The organism is Syntrophorhabdaceae bacterium (assembly GCA_028698615.1).
Lineage (GTDB): Bacteria > Desulfobacterota > Syntrophorhabdia > Syntrophorhabdales > Syntrophorhabdaceae > Delta-02.
In genome coordinates this window covers 1-22191 of record JAQVWF010000016.1, presented here as the reverse complement: position 1 = coordinate 22191, position 22191 = coordinate 1, and the positions used below count along the sequence as shown (strand labels likewise).

Genomic DNA, 22191 nt, shown 5'->3' with positions numbered 1-22191 from the left:
GATCCCGAGAGAATTCGGGAATTGAAAAAGGCAGAGGCCCCGGATGAACCCGGCAAGACTTTCGGGATGCCCGAAAAGATAGATGTCGGTGCCCAGTGTGTACGAAACGTCGAAGAATACGGGATCGAGAAGGAATTCGCGGCCCTCAAGGAAAGCTGGACTACCGACTGATACACCAATGAAATGAAAGGAGGTAACGGATATGCCATGCGGAGATGGAACAGGACCTCGTGGATTTGGTCCCATGACGGGCCGTGCGGCGGGTTTTTGCACAGGTTATGGTGTCGCCGGGTACGGTAATGCCTTAGGCGAAAGACGCGGGGGCGGCTGTCGCGGTTTCAGGAACCAGTTCTATGGAACCGGCCTGACAGGCCGGCAAAGAGCGGGACGCTATATACCCGGATGGGGAAACTCATTCGCCGACGGGCCTTATTACGGGTCCCCGATGCCTGCAGTGAACAGACAGCAGGAGACGGATGCGCTCAAGGTGCAGGCTCAATACCTGGAAGATGCTCTGGAGAGGATTCGTAAGCAGCTCAAAGAACACGATGAAAAGTTAAAAGGCAGCCAGGGAAGCTGAAGCCAGCTAACAGAGCACGAGGAGCCACGGTGATCAAGCGGCCGTCGGCTCCCGTGCCCCTATTTTGAGAACATAATCCAGGAGGTTTGTCATGCGTATTGCAGTTACTTCTGATGGGCCATCCCTTGACGCGAGAATAGATCCTCGGTTTGGGAGGTGCCGGTATTTTTTGATCATTAATACTGATGATCTCACTTTTGAGACCATAGAGAACGGGAATGCGGCACTTGGCGGCGGTGCGGGAATCCAGTCGGCCCAGATGATCGCCGCAAAGGGTGTAACGCATGTTTTCACCGGGGCTTGCGGGCCCAATGCGTACCAGGTGCTTGCGGCCGCCGCGGTCCAGGTTGTTACGGGCTGTGCGGGGAATGTGCGGGATGTGATCGATCAGTCCCGGGAAGGAAAGTTCGCGGCGGCGGCCGGGCCCAGTGTGGCCGACCACTATGGAGCGGGTCAGGGCTATCCGGCTCAGACGGGAGCCGGCATGGGCGCCCCGGGAATGGGACGAGGAATGGGACGCGGCATGGGAGGAGGAAGGGGTCGCGGCATGGGCATGGGAGGAGCTTCCTTCGGTGGACAAACGACGGGTATACAAAATTCTCAGGAAACAGCCGGGGACGAACTGGAGACACTGAAGCGACAGATGGATCAGATCAACGAACGTATCCGTCAGCTCGAAAAGGAGGCATAATCCCATCGATGGAGATCAGGATACTTTTCGATAGCAAAAAAGAAGATACAGGCTACTTTGCGGGGTGGGGTGTTTCGTATCTTATTGATCATCACATCCTTTTCGATGCCGGCGAGAACGAACACATGCTCTTGCACAATATGTGGTCGATGAATGTCAAGCCGGACAAGATTGACAAGATCGTCATATCCCACGAACACTGGGATCATATAGGTGGATTATGGCGTCTGCTGGCATACAATCCACGCATGGCCGTTTACGTTTGCCCCGGCGTCAGCCGGGAATTCAAGGACAAGATCGCATCCTTCGGTTCTCGAGCTATCGAGGTCGAACCATTCATGGAGATTGAAAAGGGCATATACACCAGCGGAGAGTCCAAGGCGGCATGTCGATACGGCCTGATTCCCGAGCAGGCCCTTGTTCTGAGATCGGAAAAGGGGACGACTGTGATCACCGGTTGTGCCCATAACGGGATCACAGATATCCTCATGTCTGTCCAGGAGAGTGTGGGGGATCCGATCCATCTGGTAATTGGAGGGTTTCACACGCTTGACCTGTCCTTGTCCGTCGTGAAGTCCGTGATAAAAAGGTTTCAGGAGATGGGGGTCGCCCGAGTGGCACCCACCCACTGTACCGGCAATGAAGCTATCCGTTTGTTCAAGGACGCCTATGGGGCTCATTTCGTTGAAGCGGTCGTCGGCAAGACCCTTCATGTCTGAAGCCCTGATTCCATTCCACAGGCATCGGTGACGATCTCGAGGATATCCCGTATGCTCAACCTTCCCTCGAGCTCTTCCGCCTTGGCCGCATCTTCCAGCATGACGAGGCATTTGGGACATGCCGCGGCGAGGACGGTTGCCCCCGTTTCGGCGGCCTGCCTGACCCTGCGTCTTGCCGGGCTTGATTCGCTGCCGCTGAGAAGGTCGATCTCAAAGTTGCCCGCCCCGCCGCCGCAGCACAGGGCCGCGTCCCTGTTCTTTTCCATCTCGATCAGCCGAAGGGACGGGACCGCGGCGAGGATCCTCCTCGGAGTTTCGTACTCTTCGTTCCATCGACCAAGGAAACATGGGTCATGGTATGTCACCTGCGCAGCAAACCCGCCCGAGATATCCAGCTTCCCTTCCTTAATGAGTTCAAAGATCACCCGGGTGTAGTGGAATACACGGAAGTCGCCGCCGTACCGGGGGTAGAGGTTTTTGATCGCGTTGTAGGCATGAGGTGAAAGGGTGATGATCTTTTTCGCACCGAGGCCGTTGAAGCGCCCGATGTTTTCCTGCGCCAGCATTTCAAAAAGGCCAGCCTCGCCCAGCTTGTGGACCTCGTTGCCGTCGCAGTTCTCCTGATTGCCGAGCACTCCGAAAGAAAGGCCGGCCTTACGGAGAAGCATTCCCAGGGCCCGGGCTGACTTCTGCGCCCGCGTATCGTAGGAACCCGTGCATCCGACATAGTACAGGTATTCCTGGCCGTTGTATCCTTCTATTTCCACCCCTTCCATCCACGCGTCCCGCTTGCTTCTCGCACTGCCATAGGGGTTGCCATGGAGGTCGATATTTTCGAGGAATCTCTTAACGGCCCCAGGGATTTTTCCCCGCTCTATCATCTCGCTCCTTGCCGCCACGACCATGTTCACGATATCTACATTGAAACTCAAGGGGCATTTGACCTCGCAGTTTCTGCAGGTGGTACAGGAATAGAGGATCTCCGCGAGGTGTTCCGACCAGTCGAGCTCTTCATTCAACCACGCCCTTGTCAGCCACAGTCTTCCGCCACACGAGTAGGGTTCCATGCGGAAGCGCGCATAAGGCGGGCAGTTGTTCACATCCATCCAGTTTGTTGGGAATTTGCAGTATCCGCACCTGAAACAGCGGTGTATGACATCGTTGAATCTGTAGGTATCGGTGAACATCATATACCCTCCCAATTTCCCGGGTTCATGATGCCGCCTGGGTCGAGAACCTCTTTGATCCGTCTCATGAGCGCCCGCGTGCCGGGGTGGAGGAGCCCGATTGTGAGCTGCTGACCGTAGGTGCCCGGTTTCCATATCACCCCGCCCAACTCAAGGACAAGGTCATCGGTTTCGTGGAGCGCCTCTCTTGCCTGCCGCATCGTTTCGGGGTCGGCCCTGTTGAAGGCATAGGTCCATGCGAACATCATCGAGTGCCCGACGCCGATGCACCGCCCCGTCACCGTGTAGGGGATGTCGTGTCTTTCCGATATCTCCCGGCCTCTGCGATAACACTCCGGGTATTTCTCAATGGGCATGATGCTGCCTACGTATTCGAAACCGCCGCCCTTCTTGTAGTCGGAGGTCTTCGATATCTGGGGATGTTCGAGCCCCCGCGTGAATCCAAGGTATCCTCCGTCCCCCCGGCTGATGTATTCGCCCAGGGCGTCGTCCCAGATCAGTTCCTGTTTGAACTCAAGCTCTTTCTCCGAGTTGGCGGCGATATTCACCGTGAAATGCTGGAGGCCCAGTCCGAAGGGCGGGATGGCGCGGCTGTATGCTATGACGTCCTCCGCCATTTGTGTTGCGGTGATCTTCTCTATGATCTCCGGGACAAGTTCCTCGTCTTCCACCACAAACTGACCGACACCCCTGATCCGTTTGGCGGGATAGAGCCGTATCGATAATTTGGTGATAATACCGGTGGTCCCGCACCAGCCGAAAAAGAGGCCGACATCTGGAAGCGGATGATTGGTGAACCACGAAACGCCTATGGCGCAGGAACCGAAACGGCAGACCTCCCCCGTCGGCAGGACGACCTCGAGGCCGTTGACCTGGTCGGAGTTGAAGCCGTAAGGTTGGGCAAGATCGCCCTGCCCGTGGATGAGCACGTTCCCGGCGACGGTGGCGGTCGGCGGGGCTCCGGGCTCGGAGTGCGTCAGGGAGGGATGGTTTCTTGCCAGGTAGGAGGTCAACTGTGCCTGTGAGACGCCGCATTCCAGAACGGCATATCGACCCCGCTCGTTCACCTCCAGTATGCTGTCCATGCGCTTGAGATCGACGAGGATGCCTCCTTTAAGGGGGACCGCGAGGCCGGCAAGCGACAGTCCACCGCCGAGGGGAACCACGGGGACCTTCTCCCTGTTGGCAAGACGCACTATCTCCTGCACCTGTTCTGTCGTTCGTGGTGCCGCGACGTAATCAGGTCTGCGAGGCTCCGCCGTCCCCAGGTCGAAGGAATAGATGTAGAGCTCTTCGGGCCTGTCCGAAACGTGCTCTCCGTCCACGATGTCCACAAGCGCCCGGTAGATCGATTTCATCGGGTCACCTCCCATCCGGCGGGCGTCTCGCCGATCGCGAACCGGCAAAGATCGCTCATATGCACGGGCCTTATACCTTCCCTGCCGACCATGTCCCCAAGCGTTTGAAGACAGGCCGGGCAATTGAAGACGCAGACCTCGGCCCCCGTCTTCTTCATGTCTTCGATGTTCTTCTTCTGGATCTCGGCGGCGCGCTTGCGGCTGCCCTCCCTTCCCTGTCCCTGTATCGTCCCGCCGCAGCACAGGGCATTCTCGTCAACGAATTCTCTTCTCACCTCTTCAGCGCCTATGAGCCGGAAGATCTCTCCCACGAAACGGTGCTTGTCCGGTGACAGGCGTGATGAGCAGGGGCGCTGGTAGGTCACCTTGAGACCCACGGGCCTGATCAGCTCCTTCAATTCCGTCAGGCGCTCATAGAGGTACTCGTAGAAATGTACGGGAGTGAAGGGTACTTCGATCCCGACAGCGGGACAATAGGAGGCATATGTTCCGTAGCATTCATCGTGAAAACAGACAACCTTTGTCGGTCTATACCGTTCTATGGTTGCGATGATACCGGGCAGCCTCTCCTTGATGACGGAGCTTTTGCCGTAGTGAAGGTACATGAGCTGACAGAAGTAGTGGAACATTTTCCGTCCATCCGTTGATATTATGGGAAGTTGTTCGAAGAGCCTTCCCTGGATAAGGGGTGTCAGTTCGGAAAAGGCGCCCATGTTGAGCAGGGGTCCGTTAATTTCCTTTACGTCAGGTTCTCCTCTGAATGGCACGCCCAGGTTTATGGCCCTTTTGACAAGCGGCCGCGGTACGGGGGATACCCCCAGCGCCTCCTGCCTTTCCACGATCAGATAGAAAGGATGGTTGTCCATGGGACAATATTCCTCGCATCCGTAGCAGGTCACGCACTGGTGGAGCACGAAGGAGTCCCCGCCCCGGGCGATCTTTACCATCTCCTTTGCTATCCTGCCCCGCTCGATGTCTATGTGCTGACATTTTGCAAGGCAATCCTGACCCTCGCAATGAAGGCATTTGTTTTCATCAAATTGAAGAGCGAACATTGAATTCCTCCGCAGTATTTCTTTCTAACACAGAACGCTTCCCTTTTTAAACACCCCCGGCGCGAGTCCTTTGCAGGCAACGATCCCTCGGGAAATGTGGTATATACTATTGATAATGATCCCGTTCAATCATCTGGGCCCTGTTTTCAAAGCCTTTTCCTCCCTCGTTTATCCCCGCGCCTTCAGGACGGTCTTTGCATCATCGCTGGAGAAGGTTCCCGATGGAGGGAGCGTACTTGATGTCGGTGCAGGGACGGGGATACTCTCCCAGTTTGCCCAGAGGGCGCGAAACGACCTTATGTACACCATGATCGACCCCGCCCCGGGCATGTTGAAGTTCGCGCCTGACTTTGCCCGGAAAGTGTTGGGCAGGGCGGAATACCTGCCTTTTGCGGAAAAGTCGTTTGATGCAGTGTATGCCGGTGACTGCATACATCATTTCAACGATCCCCGGCGGGCCATAAAGGAACTTAAGCGGGTCTTGAGGGAGGACGGCGTTTTGACTCTTTTTGAGATCGATCCCGGAAGCGTCCTGGGAGGCGCAATAACCCGCGGCGAGAGAATGTTCAGAGAGCCGGCGCATTTCTACAGACCCGGGGAACTTGCCGAAGCCCTGGCTGGACATGGCTTCGAAAGCAGGATTGTACGGTACGGTTGGCGGTATTCGATAATAGCATATCTTCATTTTTTGGTTATTGTTTTGTCATGCCGTTAACGGTATATTGATTTGGGTTGACACGGTGCAGGCAAAAAAGTACAGTGTTATGAAATCCGTATTCGTGGCACTCATTGATATGAAGGAGGGGTTATGGCGAAGGTTAACCTGAAGCGCTACGGGCTTTATCTCATCAGGTGGCAGCTCTCGACGCCAATCCTGGCCGTCGTTCTATATATACTTTCCGGCACGGGCAAAATAATGGCAACAACCATCGCCAATCTCATAGGCGGTCTCATATTCTTCTGGGTCGACAAATTCATTTTCACATCGGAGCTGCTTTCAGTCCAATGGGAAGTCAAAGACGCGGTGGTCTGTGTCGATTGCGGGAAAGAGGCACGGGGTTACCGCATCGTCAAGGCCGCAGGATATGACAAGAGCCGGGATGCGCTGCCGGAATTCCGATGCGAGGAGTGTTCCAAGAAAAAGACGGAGGAGTTGCGAGAACAGGGCATAGAGGTCTAGGCCCATCGAAATATAGGAGACATGATTTGGAATCAGAACTGAAGGTTGTTTTGCTTGCCCACACGCCCCATCCCGAGGAGACCGTGGCCGCGGCGGCGAAGTTGTGCTACAGCGCGTCAGATGTGGACGCCATTAAGGAAACGGTCCAGGCAAAGGACCAGCACTCTTTCATCGAGAGACTCGTCGACATGGGGCACCTGAGCCCCATTGAACATGCGTGCTTCACGTTTGCCGTCGAGGGCATTTCGCGGGCCTGTTCCCACCAGCTTGTGAGGCACCGTCTCGCGTCGTACAGCCAGCAGTCACAGCGGTACGTCGGCATGGGAGATGGGTTCGGATATATCATTCCGCCATCTATCGATACCGACCCCGTTCTCAAGGAGCGCTTCGGTTTTTTCATGGAAGGGATACAGGAATTCTACAATGAGCTGATCATGGCGATGAAGGCGCGGGGCATCGAGGGTGAATCGGCATATGAGGACGCACGGTTCGTTCTCCCCAATGCCGCCGAGACAAAAATAATCATGACCATGAACGCCAGGGAACTCCTCCATTTCTTCGCGCAGAGATGCTGCCGGCGCGCCCAATGGGAGATACGAGCCATGGCCACGGAGATGCTCAGACTCGCAAGACGGGCGGCCCCGGCGATCTTTCGCGATGCGGGACCGGCTTGCCTTTCCGGTTCATGCCCCGAGGGGGCTTATTCGTGCGGCGGGGCCGAAGAGGTACGGGAATTGTTCCGCACTATCTAGAAGGACACAACACTTAGGAGGTGAAAAATGGGCAACGTCAAGACATACAAGGACATCGATAGATCGATCCTCAAATCCATACCCAACCCCACGAAGGAGGCCTATGAGATCAAGATAAAGATCCCCGAGTTCACTTTTCTGGGCGTGGGCGAACAACCGGATTTTGCGGTCGTGTATCTGACATTCTATCCGAAGAAAAAGGTCGTAGAGCTGAAATCCCTCAAGCAGTATGTCTTCCAGCTCAGGGACATAATCGTCTCCTATGAGCGTCTCATCAACATAATGTATGACCACATCATGGAGGCCTACGAGCCCGACCGGGTCCGTATCGTCATGATATGCCACCCGCGCGGGGGCATCAGCTCCAAGCTGACCATCGATTCCGACTGGGGCGCCCGGGGAGGCGAGGAGAAGTACCGTGACTGGGTCGGTATAGAGGACGGCTGGGGAGTATCCATGTGAAATGACCAAAGAAAGAGGATAATGACCAATTCACCACATTCCAATGACCAAACGGAAAGACAGCGGCATAACCTCATCCCGTCTCTTTTGGTTCGGTCAATCGGTTATTGAAATCTGGTCATTGTTTTTGCTTTTTCGGTTTACGAGAAGCGAGAAGAAGAGCGCTACAATACAAACGACTCCCCCAAAAAGATAGGCATCCTTATAGCCCGTGAAAGACCCCGGCCTCAGGGCGGATGACCGTGACATGATCATCTCGAAGAGGCACACGCCCAGCACCAGGCCGAGGCTGTTAATGGTGTTGAAAACTCCCGATGCGCTGCCCTGCTTTTGGGCAGGCGCGAGGCTCATGACCTGGTTGTTGTTCGGTGATATGAAAAAACCGAAAGAGAGCGATATCCATACAAGAAAAATGACCACCGCCAGAAGCCCGGGAGCGGCCAGTGTGAAAGCGAAGACAAAGGAGCACAGGGCTGCCGAAAGCATGGCGAAGCCGCAAAGGATGCTCGGGCGTATCCTGTCGGATATGCGTCCCGCGAAGGGTCCCACGGCCATGTAGATGACCGAGTAGATCATGATGACAAGGCCGACGGTCACTGTGGAAAGACCCTTGCCCACCTCCAGATAAAAGGGAAGGAGGAAGGAGTTGCCCGCAAGGAGCATGTACGCGAAGAGCGTGGAGGCGACGGCGGCGCTGAAGTGAAAGTCCTTGAACAGCTTCAATTCGAGAAGAGGTTCCTCACATTTTATCTCACGTATGAAAAAAGCGGCAAGGAAAAGGAAGGAGGCCGCAAAGCACCCCATGATCCTCGGCGACGTCCAGCCAAATTCCCGACCCGTATTGAGACCGTAGAGCATAAGGGCGAGACCGGCGAAGCTCAAAGCGGCGCCAAGCATGTCGAACCCGGCTCTCCTGAGTTTTCGGGAATCGGACCGGACCTCATCGGGTATGTATCTGTTCACGGCATACATGGCGAATATCCCGAAGGGCACGTTGACGAGAAAGACCCAGCGCCAGGAAAGATAGCCGGTGATGATCCCGCCGACCGGCGCCCCGATGGCAATGCCGAGGGCTGCGCCTGTGGCGGCGATGCCGAACGCCCACCCCGTGATCTCATGGGGCAGGAATCTGGGGATGACGGCAAAGGCGATGGCAATGAGCATGGCACAGCCGATTCCCTGAACGAACCGGGAGGCGATGAGCATTTCCAGCGACAGGGCGACTCCGCACAGGAGCGACCCGATGGTGAAGAGAAGGTAGCCGAGGAAAAAGACCCGTCTGAGTCCGAACCGGTCGCCCAGCTTGCCGAAGAGAAGCAGCGTGCTTGTCGAGACAAGAAGATAGACAAGGACGACCCAGGAAACCTCAGCGGTGGTCACATTGAAGCGCGTCGCGATCGTGGGCAGGGAGATGTTGACGATGTAGCTGTCAAGCTTGGACATGAAGGCGCCAAAGGCAACCGTTATTACGATCCAGCGGTATGCGGACGGCCGTTCGGATTGGGAAGGCATACGACAACCATTGTGAATGAATCGGCACCATTTTTCAATATATTTGTTCCGGCGCCGCGATCTATGGAACTGCGGCTGTAAGCATGGTAACATGTCCGGGGAGAACGCGGCCTGTGGCGGATGAAAAAGACACAGAGGACCTGAGGGAAAAGTATTATCACTGCATGGGGACTGCCCTGACGGAAGAGGGCGACCTGGAAGAGGCCGTCGTGTTCTTCCAGAAGGCGATCGATATCCGCGAGACCGCGTATGCCTGGTGCGGACTGGCTCGGGCACTTCGCGCCGCCGATGACATGGCAGGAGCCGCCGGGGCGATGTCTCGGGCGATCAAGCTTGCACCCGGCACCGCCGAATATTACCATGAACGCGCAGGGTTCCTCGAGGCGCTCGGCAGGCCCGACCTCGCCGATGACGATGTGAAAAAGGCAATCTCCCTCGACAGGAACTACGAGCGCATCGATACCGTCAGGTGGGCGGCGCGTGTTGTGGACGGCGCCTTCTCTGTCCCCGCCGGCGTTGGTGAGGAAAAAAGCTCGCGGGTTCGGTCGAAAGAATTGCGCCATATCCTGGACGGAGGAAACAGGATCGATATCTTTGATAGACCCTCCTGTCCCGTCCTTTGGTGTCCGGCGTATTGCTGCCATTTCACCGGCAGGCTTCTGTTGCATGGAGTTACGATAGGGCCGTGGAAGCTCCAGGGCCTGCACAGGTATTTCGTGGAAGAGGGCTTGTGCGAAGAGGACCTCCTCGAGGTTTTTCCCGTGGCCGAAGCGGAGCATGGAGAAAGTCTCTTCCCGCCGCAGGACATCATAAAGCCGGGCGGTGTCGCATCTGTTACATTCCCGCGGCAGAAAAAGTCTTCACTGGGTGGAGAGCTCGCCAGGGACATACCGAAGGGAAAGGACTACCGGACCCTCATGTGGATAGGACAGGACGCCAGACCCTGCGTCTTCCTCTCCGGCGGGAGGTGTTCGCTCTATGATGTTGGCGACAAGGCGAGTCTTGAGTCCTGCGCATCCTTTCTCTGCATGACCGGGTTTGTCTTCGTGGTTCTGAGATCCCTGGGTCTTTTTGACGCAGAGGCGATGAGGGCAAAACCCATGGCGCAGCTCAACGATATTGCCGTGGATGTGCTCGTCATCCTGGCACGTGACGTCTATGGCAGCGGCGAGGCCATGGCATTGTCCGAGGCCATGGAACAGGAACTGAAAACGGCTGTTGAGGAAGACCTTTCCTGTAATGACGCCCTGCGCGACTCGGCGGTGGAGCGATACGACCTCCTGAAGATCCGTCATGACGACCTGATAGATGGACTCGTCGCCTCAGCGGGAAAAGAGATTGCCCGCCTCTTCACGGGGCGGACCGCATAGGAGCGAAGGACGGGCCGCCTGGATATCCGTCAGGCGATCCAAACGTTTTCACATTCTAGTGCGGGTATAGACATGGTTGATGATCGCCTCCTGGAGAGCGGTGGCGGCACGGTTTGAGCAGTAGATCTCGTTTTCAGGCAGACCGCCCAGGGCATTGGCGATGTTTTCACCTTCAATCATGACGGCCTCATCGAGGTTCTTGCCGATGGCAAGTTCCGTCATGATAGAGGCGCAGGCGAGAGAAGTCGAACAGTCTTTGATCTCATACTTGATATCCGTTATTACATTCTCTTTGACCCTGATAAAGACGCGGAGGTAGACTTCGCGCGATGGATCACCGATCCCCCCGATACCGTCAGGGTCCGTCATGCTTCCCTGGTTTCGCGGATTTTTGGAATGCTCGATGACCTTTTCCCTGTGGTCGACCATGTTCCCCCGTACTCCTTCGGTAAAATTGAGCCTTACTATACCATAAAGCGGCAAAAATCACTTCCAATTGCTCTTTGTTTTGTGATACCTAAATGATTGGTTAACGAAACGCAATGATTTTGGAGCATTGATGGAAAAGATAAGGACCCTCCGGGGATTTCGCGACATCTTCGGGGAAGAACTTGACAAGTTCAGGCGCATAGAAAGGGTGTTTCGGAAATACAGCGGTCTTCTCGGCTTTCGGGAGATAGAGCTGCCCGTTCTCGAAAAGACGGAGCTTTTTGTCCGGAGCATCGGAGACACCACCGATATCGTCGAGAAGGAGATGTTCACTTTTACCGACGTGGGCGGCGATTCGCTGACGATGAGGCCGGAAGCTACCGCAGGCATGGTCCGCTCTTATCTGCAGGAAGGTCTTTACGCAACGGAAAGGATGACAAAGGTTAGTTCCATCGGCCCCATGTTTCGCCATGAGAGGCCGCAGAAGGGCCGCTACCGGGAGTTTCACCAGATTGACGTGGAGGTCTTCGGAATAAAAGAAGCCCTCGTCGATGCCGAATTGATCTTTATGATCCGCAGGATCCTTGACGAACTCGACATCGAACGCTATCGGATAGAGGTCAACAGTGTTGGATGCAAGACCTGCCGGGAATCCTTTCGCAAGGTTCTCATGGATTTCTTTGAAACGAGGAAGCATGAGCTTTGCGAGGATTGTCTGAGAAGGCTTGAAAGAAACCCGCTCAGGATCTTCGATTGTAAGAATGAACAGTGCATCAGGGTCACCGGTGACTCGCCCCTTCTTTTTGATTCGCTATGCGGCGAATGCAAGGATCACTTCGGGCTTTTTGAGAGGTATGTCAAGGAATTCGGCATCGATGTCGAGATCAACAAACGTCTCGTCAGAGGTCTCGATTATTACACGAAGACCGTTTTTGAGGTCACGTCGGAGGACCTCGGGGCCCAGAAGGCATTCATTGCCGGCGGCAGGTACGACAACCTTGTTGAAGAGATGGGCGGACCGGCAACTGCGGGCATCGGTTTCGCCATCGGCGTCGAGCGCCTTGGCATGCTCGTGCCGAACTCTCCTGAAAAGGCAGAAAAACGATGCTTCTTCGCTTGCGTCGGGGACCGGGCCAGGGATTATCTCATTTCCTTCCTCAGGGTGTGTATCCCCGAAGGAATAGCTCTGAAGTACGCCTATGACGCAAAATCCCTCAAGGCCCAGATGCGCTACGCCGACAACCTGAAGTGTGACTTTGTCCTTATTCTCGGCGACGACGAGATCGAGAAAGGCACCATCACCCTCAGGAACATGGCGGATAAATCCCAGCAAGAATTTCCCCTTGACCCGGAAAAGGTGATTGAAGAGATCAGGAGACAGGTAATGGGTAACCCATAACCTGTCTTTAATTCCTGTCTTCTCCAGAACCCAGCGTTTCAAGCGTTGACGTGGAAAAAAGGAAAAATTTTCTAGCCATTTTTTTTTATATCTAATACAATCTCAATTATCAATGATATACACTGTCACATTGGATCCGATGCTCGAAAGACTTGTCGGCGTGGAAGAACTGCTGTACGACGACGTCAACTGTATTACCCATGAGAACAAGAAACCTGGAGGCAAGGGGATCGATGTATCACGGGTCATCAAGGAACTTGGCGGCCGGAGCGTCGCCCTGGGCCTTGTGGGCGGCTACAGCGGTCTTGAACTGACGGACATGCTTGACGGCGAGGGCATTGTCACGGATTTTACCCGCATCGCCGGGGAATCGCGTTCCAGCATAACGATCTTTCAGCAGAAGAAGAAGATCAAGACACTGTTGTGCACTTCGAGTCCGGCAATAGGGGAGGATGAAGCAGACTCCTTTCTGAATAAGGCCAGGGAGATCCCTGAAGGCAGTTATGTGGTCTTGAGCGGCAGTAACGCCGGGATGGATGCCGGCATCTTTGCGGAACTCATAGGGACCTTTGGGGAAAAGGGCATAAAGACCTTCCTTGATTCCGATCAGAAGGCATTTAAACTTGGTGTCGCCGCCGCCCCCTTTTTGATCAAGCCCAATATCTTCGAACTCAACAGATTGACGGAGAGGAAAGTCAACGAGATAAAAGATATAGCGGAAACAGTTAAGCCCTACCGCGATAGTGTCGAATACATTATTGTGTCACTGGGAGCGCGCGGCGCCGTTGGGTTCTCGAAGGAAGGCGATTATCACGTCAGACCGCCGAAAATAAAGGCGCGGAACTCATCGGGTGCCGGCGATTCATTCATGGCAGGGGTAGTATCTGTCATGAATGAATCGGGCAGTTTTGAAGAGGCCCTGAGGACGGGCGTGGCCTGTGGAACGGCGGCAGTCCTTACGGGGCCCGGGGGTCTCTGCAAAAAAACGGACGTAGATTCCGTGCGGAAAGAAGTAATTATTGAAACATTTTAATTTACATATTAGCATTGTTAGTATATATGTATTCAATATAGGCGAAGATAAACAAGAAAGGAGGTGAAAATAGATGAAGAAGCTCGTCGCATTAATGATAGCTATCGCTTTTTTTGCAGGTTTTTCGTTGATCGGATGCGGTCCGTCCGCGGAGCCTCCAAAACCGGCACCGCCGAAGGAAGAGGCAAAACCGACGCCCCCGCCTCCAGCAGAGGAGAAACCGGCACCCGCACCGGAGAAGCCCGCGGAAGCGAAACCGGCAGCAGAGAAGCCAGCACCGGAGAAAAAGTAATGTTGCAATGCGAGGGTATATCCGGTCTATGGGTATACCCTCTAATTTTTAAAGGAAGGGGTGGAACATGAAGATAAGATCATTGTCTGTTATTTTACTGGTTGTTTTCGTTGGCATTTCACTTGGTGGTTGTGGATGTTTCTGGCAGCAGATGAAAGGCGAGACACCGCCTCCGGCAGCGGGACCGGCTAAGGTTGGACCTGCGGACCAGAAGGTGGAAGTCCCTGTAGCGGTTTCCCCGATGAAGGACATCAACTTCGATTTCGACAAGTACGCCATCAGGGACACCGACGCGGCCATCTTGAAGTCAAACATGGCCTGGTTCCAGGCCAAACAGAACCGTGGCAAGAAGGTCAGAGTTGAAGGCCATTGTGACGAAAGAGGCACAGTGGAGTACAACCTTGTCCTTGGACAGAAAAGGGCCGACTCCGCGAAGAATTTCCTCGTAAATCTCGGCGCAGATTCAAGGCAGCTTGAAACTGTAAGCTATGGCAAAGAGAAACCGGTTGATCCGGGTCACAACGAAGCCGCCTGGGCGAAGAACAGAAGAGCCCATTTTCTGGCGCTGCAGTAAGACGAACAGGAAAAGCGAGGAGGAGGGTACTATACCTAATACCCTCCCTTTTCTTTTCTCTCTCAGCGAGCTGGTCGTCCATTCCTCCTTGGATCCCGGGACCGCAAGGTCCCTTGAGGGAGTCGCGTCCCGCCACACCTTTAAGATTCCCCGCCATTACCTTGGGCTTATCGACTTTGAGAATCCCCTTTGTCCCATCAGGGGTCAGTCCATTCCCTCCGTCCTGGAGGACAGCGGCGGCGGCACTGACGATCCTCTTGCCGAAGAGGGAATCTCCCTAACCCCGATATTGCTCAGGAGACATCCCGACCGATGCGTCTTTCTCGTAAGTTCCGAGTGTGCAATGTATTGCCGGTTCTGCAACCGCAGACGATTTGCAGGGAAGGCGGTAGACCCGGAACCGTATCTTGAAGAGTCCTACGCCGTTATAGAGAAGGATGACAGGATCCGCGAAGTGATCCTGTCGGGGGGCGACCCTTTCATGCTCGAAGCCGGGAAATTACGATCTATCCTGGAGAGGCTGCGGTCGATGAAGAAGAGTCTTACCATCAGGCTGAGCACGCGCGTTCCCGTCGTCTACCCCGGCGGCTTGTCCGCCGGCCACTTGAAGGCCATCGAAGGCGCCTCGCCCCTGTGGGTCGTCATTCATATAAATCACCCCCGGGAGATAACAGAGGAATTCCTGACGGCGATCAGCAATATCCGCAGGACAGGGTGCATGATGGTGAGCCAGACAGTCTTACTCAGGAACATCAACGACTGCCCGCACGTTCTTCTGAAGCTTTTCGAGTCCCTCGTCGAAGCGGGCGTGAAGCCCTATTATCTTTTTCAGCTCGATGATGTGCGGGGGGCATCGCATTTCAAGGTGAAACTGGAACGCGGCAGGGCGATCATGGCCTTTTTGAGACTGAACGCGTCAGGGCTTGCGGTGCCGCGATACGCGCTTGACATCCCTGGCGGTTTGGGCAAGATCCCCGTCAACGAGGAACACGTGAAGCGGCTGGACGACACCACCATGGTACAACTCGTCAGCCCTTCAGGCGAGATTGGTTATTACGATGACAACGGCGGGGAAAGTGCGTGCATGAAGTGCGGGATATGTGAAGAGAAACCGCAGTCTATTAGCCGTCACCTGCCTTTTTCGGTTTAAATATCGCCGCGATGTATTTTATTGCGGAATACATGCTGAACAGCAGGGCTGCATACAATACGTACATGCCTACCTGCTGTGCCAGGGGGTGCTTGAAGAGGAGGAAGGATATGGCTACGATCTGGAGCGTGGTTTTGAGTTTTCCCGTGAAGGAGGGATAGATCGTGATGCCTTCGAGGGCGTAGAAAGACCGCAGCCCGTTAATGACGAACTCCCTGCATACAAGAAGTATTGTGACCCACAAAGGCACCAGGTTGTGATAGGTGAGAGTGATCAGCACCGAAGAAACGAGCAGCTTGTCGGCGATGGGATCGAGATAGAGACCAAGCTTCGATGTGAGCTTGAACCTTCGGGCCACGAAGCCGTCGAGCCCGTCGGTTATGCCGGCCAGGATAAAAAGGACGAACGCTACGTAAAACAACCCCTTCTCGATGAAGAGTATGATCAGCGGAATAAAGAGTATCCTGAGAATGCACAAGCGGTTAGGAAGGGTCCAGAGAGGCAGCTGTTCGTCTTTGCCCTTCATTAATTCTTCTTGAACGAATTATAGTAGGATTTGACCCGCTGGACGTAAGTGCGTGTTTCATCATAAGGCGGGATGGTCATATTATGTTCTCTGACCCGTGCGGGCCCGGCATTATACGCGGCCAGCATAAGGTCGAGGTTACCCCCGAATGTCTCACCCAGATATTTCAGGTACCTGATTCCGCCCCGGATGTTGTCCTCGGGATCGAAGGGGTTATCCACGTTCATCAATTTTGCCGTGTCCGGCATCAGCTGCATAAGACCCTGTGCACCTTTGTGCGACATGGCGTTGGGGTTGAAATTCGATTCAGCCTTCATGACCGCCTTGATGAGCGATGGGTCTATCCCGTGTGTCTGTGCATGGCGTTCAATGATTCCGTCATAGGCGGTATTATTGAAAACCCGTGCGATGACATGCTTTATGCGTTCGGAGATCACAACGCGGAACTTCTTGCCCACGGGGACCATGTTCGTGAAGTGAGATGTGCCGCTGTCGTCCACGTAGGTGTAAATTGCAGGGTATGCCGCGAGAGGCAGCAGGCACAGCACCAATATTAGTGCACCTTTGAGTATCATAGTGTATTCTCTTAAACTTTTTTACCCTTGTCAAGAGTTTTGGGTTGTAATATGCTTGATACTCATGGATTCACAGGGCATTCTCTATGTTGTGGCAACACCGATCGGTAACCTCGGCGACATCACTCTCAGGGCCATCGATATCCTGAAGGAAGTTGATCTCGTAGTGGCGGAGAGTACGTCGCGGGCGTTGAAGCTTTTTAACCATTACGGGATCAAGAACACGATCCTGAGTATCAGCAGCTACAATGAGGAAAGAAGATCGGCCGGGATAATCCGCAGTCTTAAGGGAGGGAAGAAGGTTGCCCTCATAACGAGCGCCGGGACTCCCTGCATCTCCGATCCTGGCAGCATTCTCGTGAGCAGATGCGTTGCAGAGGATATCGAGATATGCGCCGTGCCGGGAGCCTGTACCGTCGCCGGGATCGTGTCGGTCTCCGGTCTTTTCGCCGACCGGTTCGTCTTCTACGGTTTTCTTCCGCTCAAGAAGGGAAAAAGGAAGAAGACCATAGAAGAGCTCTCCGCTTTGCCTTATCCCGTTGTCTTCTATGAATCGCCAAGACGCATCGAGGAGACGCTCGGGTATGTCCTTGCCATAATGGGAGACCGGAAGATAGTCGTCGTGAGAGAGATGACGAAGCTTTACGAAACGACCTACCGGGGCACCGTAAGCGAGGTCATCGAACAGATCTCGGCAGGGGAAAAAAGAGGAGAGTACGCCTTCATGGTAGCCGGCAGCAAGAAGTGAGCCGGATGGCCATCTTCGATTTCTGTTGAATACCCGCTGAGAGACAATCATAATGTTACCATAGGGCCATGAGATCGAGGATCATGCATAATGCAGTGGCGTTTGTCCTGGCGGGCGGCGTCGGCGAGAGGTTGCATCCGCTCACGCGGGACAGGGCCAAGCCCGCCGTGATCTTCGGGGGAAAATACCGGATCATCGATTTTACGCTGAGTAACTGCGTCAATTCGGGCATACGGAAGATCTTTGTCCTTCCCCAGTATAAATCACACTCCCTGATAGAGCACATCCGCGACGCCTGGAGCATCCTGAACCCCGAACTGGGAGAATTCGTCTCCAATCTTTCACCGCAAATGCGGATAGGCGAGGATTGGTACAGGGGCACCGCCGATGCCGTATACCAGAACCTTTACCATTTGAGGCAGGTGGATGTTGATCACGTGGTCATTCTCTCGGCGGATCACATTTACAAGATGGATTACAGCCATTTCGTGAGGTACCATAGGAACAAGAGGGCGGATGTTACCATTTCCGGCGTCGAGGTCGATATCGCAGAGGCCTCGCGTTTTGGCGTCATTCAGACCGGTTCCGATTCCCAGGTGATAGGATTCGAGGAGAAGCCGGCGGAACCGCGCCCGATGCCGGGATCTCCCAACCGAGCCTTCGTTTCCATGGGGGTCTATGTCTTCAAGCGTGATGTCCTCATAGATATGCTCACGAAGGACGCTCAGCGCGAAGGATCTCTCCACGATTTTGCAAGGGACGTCATACCGTTCATGTATCCCCGCAACCGTGTGTCTGTTTACCGGTTCGGCGCCGGGAAAGGCCGTGACGCGAAATACTGGCGGGATATCGGGACCATTGACGCATACTGGAAGGCGAACATGAATCTCGCCTCGGTGACCCCGGAGTTCAGTCTTTATGGCAGGAATTGGCCTATAAGGACCTATGAGGGGCAGTATCCGCCGGCCAAAACGGTCTTTGCCGACGAAGCGGGGGGCAGGGCCGGCAAGGCCCTTGATTCCATCATCTGCAGTGGAGTCATCATAAGCGGCGGCAAGGTGTATGGTTCCGTTCTTTCCCCCGGGGTGCGCGTAAACAGCTACGCCGAGGTGAGCGAATCGATCCTTTTTCACAATGTGGTGGTTGGTATGAAGGCAAAGATAAAAAGAGCCATCATCGACAAGGATGTCCGTATCCCTGACGGCATGAAGATAGGCTATGACCTGGAAAAAGACCGCCAGAGATTCTTTGTTACCGAGGATGGCATAGTGGTGATTCCAAAGGGAGAGATTCTCTGACGAGAATAATAACCAATAACCAAATTCCAATGACCAATAAGAAGATAATGACCAATTGATCAAAGGAAAGGCAAGGGCTTTTCCTACATCTCTCTCTTCAGCATGTAATCGGCCAGTTCCAGGAGTGCGGTCTTGTAGCGTGACGAAGGGAATATGTCGAGGCATTCCTTTGCCTTCGTGAGGTGTTTCTCCGTGGCTTCCAGGGTGTAAGTGATCCCTCCGCTCTTCTCTATGATGCCGAGCACCCGATCGAAGTCGCGCTTCGTTACCCGTTGCTTGCCGAAAACCTTTTCTATACAAGCCCGGTTCTTATCTCCGGCATTCCTGAGAACGTAGATCAGGGGAAGGGTGACCTTGCCTTCCTTCAGATCGGTTCCGACGCGCTTGCCCAGAACGTCATTATAGGACGTATAGTCGAGAACATCGTCCATGAGCTGAAAGGCGATGCCGAGGTTGTATCCGAAGTTTCTCAATGCCTTTCTTTCGTCATCGGACCTGTCGCCGAGGATTGCGCCTATCTCGCAGGCTGCTCCAAACAGGACGGCGGTTTTGTTGCCTATGATCTCGTAATAGTCCTTCTCGGTGGTTTCCACATCGGCGGTTTTGACTATCTCCAGTATCTCTCCCTCGGAGAGCGCTGTCGTTACCTGTGAGATCGTCTTTAGGATCTCGTTGTTGCCGTCCCGCGACATGAGCTCAAAGGACCTCGAATAGAGGAAATCGCCTACGAGGACGCTGGGTTCGTTGCCCCAGACGGTGTTGACCGTCGACAGGCCCCGTCTGGTCTTGGCGTTGTCCACGACGTCATCGTGAAGAAGGGTGGCGGTGTGGATGAACTCTATAATGGCGGCATAAGGAATATGCTTTTTCCCCCGGTAGCCGCAGAGCTTGGAACATAGCATGACGAGAACGGGACGTACCCTTTTCCCGCCGGACCCTATGATGTAGGTGACGATCTCTTTGATATAACTGACCCGCGTGCTGATAAGCTCGTCGATGGATGACTCCAGCTTATCAAGGTCCTTCTGGATGATCTGTGTAAATCCTGACATGGTTAATCCCTGAATGAGTAATATTTTGTAACTTCCTCGGAGATGGCATCTCCGTCATACACGTAGAGCGGTTTTTCTATGGCAGCGCCGACGCCGCCGTCCTTTATGAATTCGGCAAGGACAAGATTGGCGTTTTCATCTCTTCGGGGATAGACGGCGCGCAGTCTCTTCAGGGCCAGCCTGTGTGATTCGGCCGCGTGGATGAGTTCTCCGAAACGCCTCGCCGGATATATGACATAGAAGCGGCCCTTTTTCATCAACAGGGACGATGCGGCACAGACAAGGGCTTCGACGTCGAGGCTCTCCTCATATCGTGCCAGGAAGCGAGATCTTTCGGGGCATGTCCTGCCGCTGCTGCGCTTCGTGTATGGCGGATTGGAGACGATCACATGAAAGGGGGTCTTCTTCATGTCCTTAACAAGGGCGTTGATGTCGGCGTTGATGAAACGAACGTGGTCTTCACAGCCGTTGACGGTCCTGTTCTTTTGCGCAATCTCAAAAAGCTCTTCCTGAATTTCGACGCCGGTCATGTCGTTCATACAACCTTTTTTCGCAATATAGATAGGTATGATACCACAACCGGAACCGATATCCAACAGCCTTTCACGCTTTTTCAACACCACGAAAGCGGCGAGAAGGATCGCGTCGATGGAAAAACGATACCCCCTTCTCTTCTGGATGATCTTCAATCCTTCGCTGCAAAGGATATCAAGGGTTTCGTCTCTTCCGACGATGTCACGCATACCTGTAGAATACAAGGCCCGTCAAAATCTTGGGATAGAAGAATGTCGATTTGGGAGGCATGTCGAGGCCGTTCTCGGCTATGTCCCTCACTTCGTCGACCGTCGTGGGCGGCAGGAAGAACGCCAGATCACAGGAGCCGTTCCTCACGGAATCAATAGACCAGTTATGGTCCTCAGTGAAGGAGATCTCGTCGTCCTTAACCTTCATTATCTCTCGAATGACGCCGCTGTGAATCGCATTCACCCTCAATTTCTTCAGGCTGTCATGAAAGCCCGGTGCGCTGTATATCGGGAGCGGGGACTTTTCCACGGCCACGTAAAGGTGCCGCTGGTCCTCGCCTGAAAAGAACGCGAAGGCCGGGCGGGATGACGCGGCAACGGCTGAAAGGACACCTTTGAGTGACTCATCGCCGGCGAAAGGCCTTTTTTCGATCGTCATGTATGGCTCGATGGATGTGATGAGCTCCTTCAATGGCCGTCTTTGCGCGAACCTGACCAGTCGGTGATAGGGAAGGATCACGATGCCCTCATCATACATGTCCGTAAGGTAGAAAGGCGCGTAGGGGACATTGAGGCGATAGGAGACATCGAGCCTGTGGTGCCCGTCGGCGATATAAATGTGTTTGCTGTCGAGAATGGAAGCGATGGTGCCGATGGAGTCAGGATCGGTGATCCGGTAGAACCTGGTCTTGATGAGTTGTTCGTCGACAAACTCGAAGAGGGGTTCGCCGGGTGCGGTGTCGAGCACGCGCCGGATCTCCTTCTCCCTGTCATCGTAGAGACCGAAGATAAAGCTGGTATATGTCTTCAACGTGCCGATCAGCTGTTCCCGGTCGGCCTTTGCTTTCTTTCGTGTCTGTTCGTGCGTCAGGATGCGTTCCCTGTCAAGCTTATGGAGACCGATAAAGCCCTTTCTAAGGAATACAGCCGATTCGACGTGAAATTCCTGTTCGTAGACGTAAATGGATTCCCGGGGGTCCGATACCAGAACACCCTTCGAGAGCCAGTCGTCAAGAGTATTCTTCGCGTTGTTGTACCTGTCCGTTCCGGGCAGGTCTTTAGGAAGCTCAAGCCTTATGGCGTTGAAGGGATTCCTTGCATAATAGGGCCCGGTATTCTCGATCACGTCGTAGGGAGGGCAGACGAGGTCGGCAATGCCATCGGTCTTTTCTATGTTGTAGAGTATTCCTTTAAATGGTTTCATTAGCTTAACCTGCACGGGGATATGCTAAGTCTGTGTAACATACGTCAATAGGTTGTGTCAAAGGGTTTTAGACTGCTCATTTTCCAAGGAAACTGTTGACAGGGCACGACGGGTTATGTTTTAAATTTACACATTGCCGAGGTAGCTCAGTCGGTAGAGCAGGGGACTGAAAATCCCCGTGTCAGCGGTTCAATTCCGTTCCTCGGCATTGTTTCTTGTTTTAACCCACGCCAATTCACGAATGATTGAGTTCTTGAAGCCTTGTTCATCAGGGCTTTTTTGTTGGTCTGCTCCATCAGATC

General features: G+C 54.2%; 25 protein-coding genes and 1 tRNA gene. 16 read left to right on the top strand and 10 right to left on the bottom strand.

All coding sequences use genetic code 11. From position 1 onward, the window contains the following. Positions 1-202 precede the first annotated feature (202 nt). The 3 genes from PHC90_07650 to PHC90_07640 all read left to right on the top strand — a co-directional run bounded on the left by PHC90_07650 (position 203) and on the right by PHC90_07640 (position 1990). Positions 203-580 (top strand): DUF5320 domain-containing protein, encoded by a 378-nt coding sequence (locus tag PHC90_07650; protein ID MDD3846218.1) that lies wholly within the window; start codon positions 203-205, stop codon positions 578-580. 91 nt (positions 581-671) lie between these two features. Beyond that, positions 672-1271 carry a NifB/NifX family molybdenum-iron cluster-binding protein gene (locus tag PHC90_07645; protein MDD3846217.1) on the top strand — a complete coding sequence of 200 codons (600 nt, stop codon included), beginning with the start codon at positions 672-674 and terminating at the stop codon, positions 1269-1271. Between the two features lie 8 nt (positions 1272-1279). Further along, complete coding sequence (locus PHC90_07640) at positions 1280-1990, top strand: MBL fold metallo-hydrolase (GenBank protein MDD3846216.1); 711 nt, start codon at positions 1280-1282, stop codon at positions 1988-1990. Here PHC90_07640 and PHC90_07635 read toward each other — a convergent pair. From PHC90_07635 to PHC90_07625, 3 genes are read right to left on the bottom strand one after another with little or no spacing between them, the layout of a single operon-like run. After that, positions 1981-3180, bottom strand: a complete 1200-nt coding sequence (locus tag PHC90_07635) for a (Fe-S)-binding protein (protein MDD3846215.1) — start codon at positions 3178-3180, stop codon at positions 1981-1983. The genes PHC90_07640 and PHC90_07635 overlap by 10 nt on opposite strands. Continuing rightward, complete coding sequence (locus PHC90_07630; protein MDD3846214.1) at positions 3177-4535, bottom strand: FAD-binding oxidoreductase; 1359 nt, start codon at positions 4533-4535, stop codon at positions 3177-3179. The genes PHC90_07635 and PHC90_07630 overlap by 4 nt, the downstream gene beginning before the upstream one ends. Next, positions 4532-5590, bottom strand: coding sequence for a (Fe-S)-binding protein (locus PHC90_07625; protein ID MDD3846213.1), 1059 nt, complete (start codon positions 5588-5590; stop codon positions 4532-4534). Before PHC90_07625 ends, PHC90_07630 begins: the two co-directional genes overlap by 4 nt. A gap of 115 nt (positions 5591-5705) precedes the next feature. Between PHC90_07625 and PHC90_07620 the strand changes: the two genes are divergently transcribed. The 4 genes from PHC90_07620 (at position 5706) to PHC90_07605 (ending at position 7984) form a co-directional block, all read left to right on the top strand. Beyond that, positions 5706-6305 (top strand): class I SAM-dependent methyltransferase, encoded by a 600-nt coding sequence (locus tag PHC90_07620; GenBank protein MDD3846212.1) that lies wholly within the window; start codon positions 5706-5708, stop codon positions 6303-6305. 93 nt (positions 6306-6398) lie between these two features. Further along, positions 6399-6770, top strand: a complete 372-nt coding sequence (locus PHC90_07615; GenBank protein ID MDD3846211.1) for a hypothetical protein — start codon at positions 6399-6401, stop codon at positions 6768-6770. A gap of 26 nt (positions 6771-6796) precedes the next feature. Further along, positions 6797-7522 carry an FAD-dependent thymidylate synthase gene (gene thyX, locus PHC90_07610; protein ID MDD3846210.1) on the top strand — a complete coding sequence of 242 codons (726 nt, stop codon included), beginning with the start codon at positions 6797-6799 and terminating at the stop codon, positions 7520-7522. Between the two features lie 27 nt (positions 7523-7549). Continuing rightward, the gene (locus PHC90_07605) at positions 7550-7984 is read left to right on the top strand and encodes a hypothetical protein (GenBank protein ID MDD3846209.1); all 435 of its coding nucleotides are present in this window, start codon (positions 7550-7552) and stop codon (positions 7982-7984) included. A 96-nt stretch (positions 7985-8080) separates the two neighbouring features. Here PHC90_07605 and PHC90_07600 read toward each other — a convergent pair whose 3' ends face one another. After that, positions 8081-9496 carry a DHA2 family efflux MFS transporter permease subunit gene (locus tag PHC90_07600; GenBank protein ID MDD3846208.1) on the bottom strand — a complete coding sequence of 472 codons (1416 nt, stop codon included), beginning with the start codon at positions 9494-9496 and terminating at the stop codon, positions 8081-8083. 113 nt (positions 9497-9609) lie between these two features. Here PHC90_07600 and PHC90_07595 point away from each other — a divergent pair, with 113 nt between their 5' ends. Continuing rightward, a complete protein-coding gene (locus tag PHC90_07595; GenBank protein MDD3846207.1) occupies positions 9610-10866 on the top strand; it encodes a tetratricopeptide repeat protein in 1257 nt (418 codons plus the stop codon). Positions 10867-10914: 48 nt separating this feature from the next. Here the strand turns inward: PHC90_07595 and PHC90_07590 are convergent, their stop codons facing one another. Next, positions 10915-11295 carry an iron-sulfur cluster assembly scaffold protein gene (locus tag PHC90_07590; protein MDD3846206.1) on the bottom strand — a complete coding sequence of 127 codons (381 nt, stop codon included), beginning with the start codon at positions 11293-11295 and terminating at the stop codon, positions 10915-10917. 130 nt (positions 11296-11425) lie between these two features. Between PHC90_07590 and hisS the strand changes: the two genes are divergently transcribed. The 5 genes from hisS to PHC90_07565 all read left to right on the top strand — a co-directional run bounded on the left by hisS (position 11426) and on the right by PHC90_07565 (position 15743). Then, positions 11426-12694, top strand: a complete 1269-nt coding sequence (gene hisS / locus PHC90_07585) for a histidine--tRNA ligase (GenBank protein ID MDD3846205.1) — start codon at positions 11426-11428, stop codon at positions 12692-12694. 112 nt (positions 12695-12806) lie between these two features. Continuing rightward, entirely contained in the window at positions 12807-13727 is a 921-nt protein-coding gene (locus tag PHC90_07580; protein ID MDD3846204.1) for a 1-phosphofructokinase family hexose kinase, read from the top strand. 73 nt (positions 13728-13800) lie between these two features. Beyond that, a complete protein-coding gene (locus PHC90_07575) occupies positions 13801-14019 on the top strand; it encodes a hypothetical protein (protein MDD3846203.1) in 219 nt (72 codons plus the stop codon). A gap of 151 nt (positions 14020-14170) precedes the next feature. Then, positions 14171-14593 carry a peptidoglycan-associated lipoprotein Pal gene (gene pal / locus PHC90_07570; protein MDD3846202.1) on the top strand — a complete coding sequence of 141 codons (423 nt, stop codon included), beginning with the start codon at positions 14171-14173 and terminating at the stop codon, positions 14591-14593. Positions 14594-14681: 88 nt separating this feature from the next. Then, complete coding sequence (locus tag PHC90_07565) at positions 14682-15743, top strand: KamA family radical SAM protein (protein MDD3846201.1); 1062 nt, start codon at positions 14682-14684, stop codon at positions 15741-15743. Here the strand turns inward: PHC90_07565 and pgsA are convergent. Both pgsA and PHC90_07555 read right to left on the bottom strand, forming a co-directional pair. Continuing rightward, entirely contained in the window at positions 15715-16269 is a 555-nt protein-coding gene (gene pgsA / locus PHC90_07560) for a CDP-diacylglycerol--glycerol-3-phosphate 3-phosphatidyltransferase (protein ID MDD3846200.1), read from the bottom strand. The genes PHC90_07565 and pgsA overlap by 29 nt on opposite strands. Next, on the bottom strand, positions 16269-16844 hold the full coding sequence (locus PHC90_07555; GenBank protein ID MDD3846199.1) for a lytic transglycosylase domain-containing protein: 576 nt from the start codon (positions 16842-16844) through the stop codon (positions 16269-16271). Before PHC90_07555 ends, pgsA begins: the two co-directional genes overlap by 1 nt. A 64-nt stretch (positions 16845-16908) precedes the next feature. On the opposite strand from PHC90_07555, the gene rsmI reads away from it, so the two are divergent. Further along, the gene (gene rsmI, locus PHC90_07550) at positions 16909-17592 is read left to right on the top strand and encodes a 16S rRNA (cytidine(1402)-2'-O)-methyltransferase (protein MDD3846198.1); all 684 of its coding nucleotides are present in this window, start codon (positions 16909-16911) and stop codon (positions 17590-17592) included. A 68-nt stretch (positions 17593-17660) separates the two neighbouring features. Further along, positions 17661-18890, top strand: a complete 1230-nt coding sequence (glgC, locus tag PHC90_07545) for a glucose-1-phosphate adenylyltransferase (GenBank protein ID MDD3846197.1) — start codon at positions 17661-17663, stop codon at positions 18888-18890. A gap of 83 nt (positions 18891-18973) precedes the next feature. Here glgC and PHC90_07540 read toward each other — a convergent pair whose 3' ends face one another. From PHC90_07540 to PHC90_07530, 3 genes are read right to left on the bottom strand one after another with little or no spacing between them, the layout of a single operon-like run. Continuing rightward, positions 18974-19942, bottom strand: coding sequence for a polyprenyl synthetase family protein (locus PHC90_07540; GenBank protein MDD3846196.1), 969 nt, complete (start codon positions 19940-19942; stop codon positions 18974-18976). A 2-nt stretch (positions 19943-19944) separates the two neighbouring features. After that, positions 19945-20685 (bottom strand): tRNA1(Val) (adenine(37)-N6)-methyltransferase, encoded by a 741-nt coding sequence (locus PHC90_07535; protein ID MDD3846195.1) that lies wholly within the window; start codon positions 20683-20685, stop codon positions 19945-19947. Next, positions 20678-21889: a DUF1015 domain-containing protein gene (locus tag PHC90_07530; protein MDD3846194.1), complete on the bottom strand. Its 1212-nt coding sequence runs from the start codon at positions 21887-21889 to the stop codon at positions 20678-20680. Before PHC90_07530 ends, PHC90_07535 begins: the two co-directional genes overlap by 8 nt. A gap of 135 nt (positions 21890-22024) precedes the next feature. Here PHC90_07530 and PHC90_07525 point away from each other — a divergent pair. Then, positions 22025-22097: transfer RNA gene (locus PHC90_07525), tRNA-Phe, on the top strand. The last annotated feature ends 94 nt before the right edge of the window (positions 22098-22191 follow it).

Coding starts and splice junctions, on each gene's coding strand:
- PHC90_07650 (MDD3846218.1), top strand. CDS start 203: ATGCCATGCGGAGATGGAACAGGACCTCGTGGATTTGGTCCCATGACG.
- PHC90_07645 (MDD3846217.1), top strand. CDS start 672: ATGCGTATTGCAGTTACTTCTGATGGGCCATCCCTTGACGCGAGAATA.
- PHC90_07640 (MDD3846216.1), top strand. CDS start 1,280: ATGGAGATCAGGATACTTTTCGATAGCAAAAAAGAAGATACAGGCTAC.
- PHC90_07635 (MDD3846215.1), bottom strand. CDS start 3,180: ATGATGTTCACCGATACCTACAGATTCAACGATGTCATACACCGCTGT.
- PHC90_07630 (MDD3846214.1), bottom strand. CDS start 4,535: ATGAAATCGATCTACCGGGCGCTTGTGGACATCGTGGACGGAGAGCAC.
- PHC90_07625 (MDD3846213.1), bottom strand. CDS start 5,590: ATGTTCGCTCTTCAATTTGATGAAAACAAATGCCTTCATTGCGAGGGT.
- PHC90_07620 (MDD3846212.1), top strand. CDS start 5,706: ATGATCCCGTTCAATCATCTGGGCCCTGTTTTCAAAGCCTTTTCCTCC.
- PHC90_07615 (MDD3846211.1), top strand. CDS start 6,399: ATGGCGAAGGTTAACCTGAAGCGCTACGGGCTTTATCTCATCAGGTGG.
- PHC90_07605 (MDD3846209.1), top strand. CDS start 7,550: ATGGGCAACGTCAAGACATACAAGGACATCGATAGATCGATCCTCAAA.
- PHC90_07600 (MDD3846208.1), bottom strand. CDS start 9,496: ATGCCTTCCCAATCCGAACGGCCGTCCGCATACCGCTGGATCGTAATA.
- PHC90_07590 (MDD3846206.1), bottom strand. CDS start 11,295: ATGGTCGACCACAGGGAAAAGGTCATCGAGCATTCCAAAAATCCGCGA.
- hisS (MDD3846205.1), top strand. CDS start 11,426: ATGGAAAAGATAAGGACCCTCCGGGGATTTCGCGACATCTTCGGGGAA.
- PHC90_07580 (MDD3846204.1), top strand. CDS start 12,807: ATGATATACACTGTCACATTGGATCCGATGCTCGAAAGACTTGTCGGC.
- PHC90_07575 (MDD3846203.1), top strand. CDS start 13,801: ATGAAGAAGCTCGTCGCATTAATGATAGCTATCGCTTTTTTTGCAGGT.
- pal (MDD3846202.1), top strand. CDS start 14,171: ATGAAAGGCGAGACACCGCCTCCGGCAGCGGGACCGGCTAAGGTTGGA.
- pgsA (MDD3846200.1), bottom strand. CDS start 16,269: ATGAAGGGCAAAGACGAACAGCTGCCTCTCTGGACCCTTCCTAACCGC.
- PHC90_07555 (MDD3846199.1), bottom strand. CDS start 16,844: ATGATACTCAAAGGTGCACTAATATTGGTGCTGTGCCTGCTGCCTCTC.
- rsmI (MDD3846198.1), top strand. CDS start 16,909: ATGGATTCACAGGGCATTCTCTATGTTGTGGCAACACCGATCGGTAAC.
- glgC (MDD3846197.1), top strand. CDS start 17,661: ATGAGATCGAGGATCATGCATAATGCAGTGGCGTTTGTCCTGGCGGGC.
- PHC90_07540 (MDD3846196.1), bottom strand. CDS start 19,942: ATGTCAGGATTTACACAGATCATCCAGAAGGACCTTGATAAGCTGGAG.
- PHC90_07535 (MDD3846195.1), bottom strand. CDS start 20,685: ATGCGTGACATCGTCGGAAGAGACGAAACCCTTGATATCCTTTGCAGC.
- PHC90_07530 (MDD3846194.1), bottom strand. CDS start 21,889: ATGAAACCATTTAAAGGAATACTCTACAACATAGAAAAGACCGATGGC.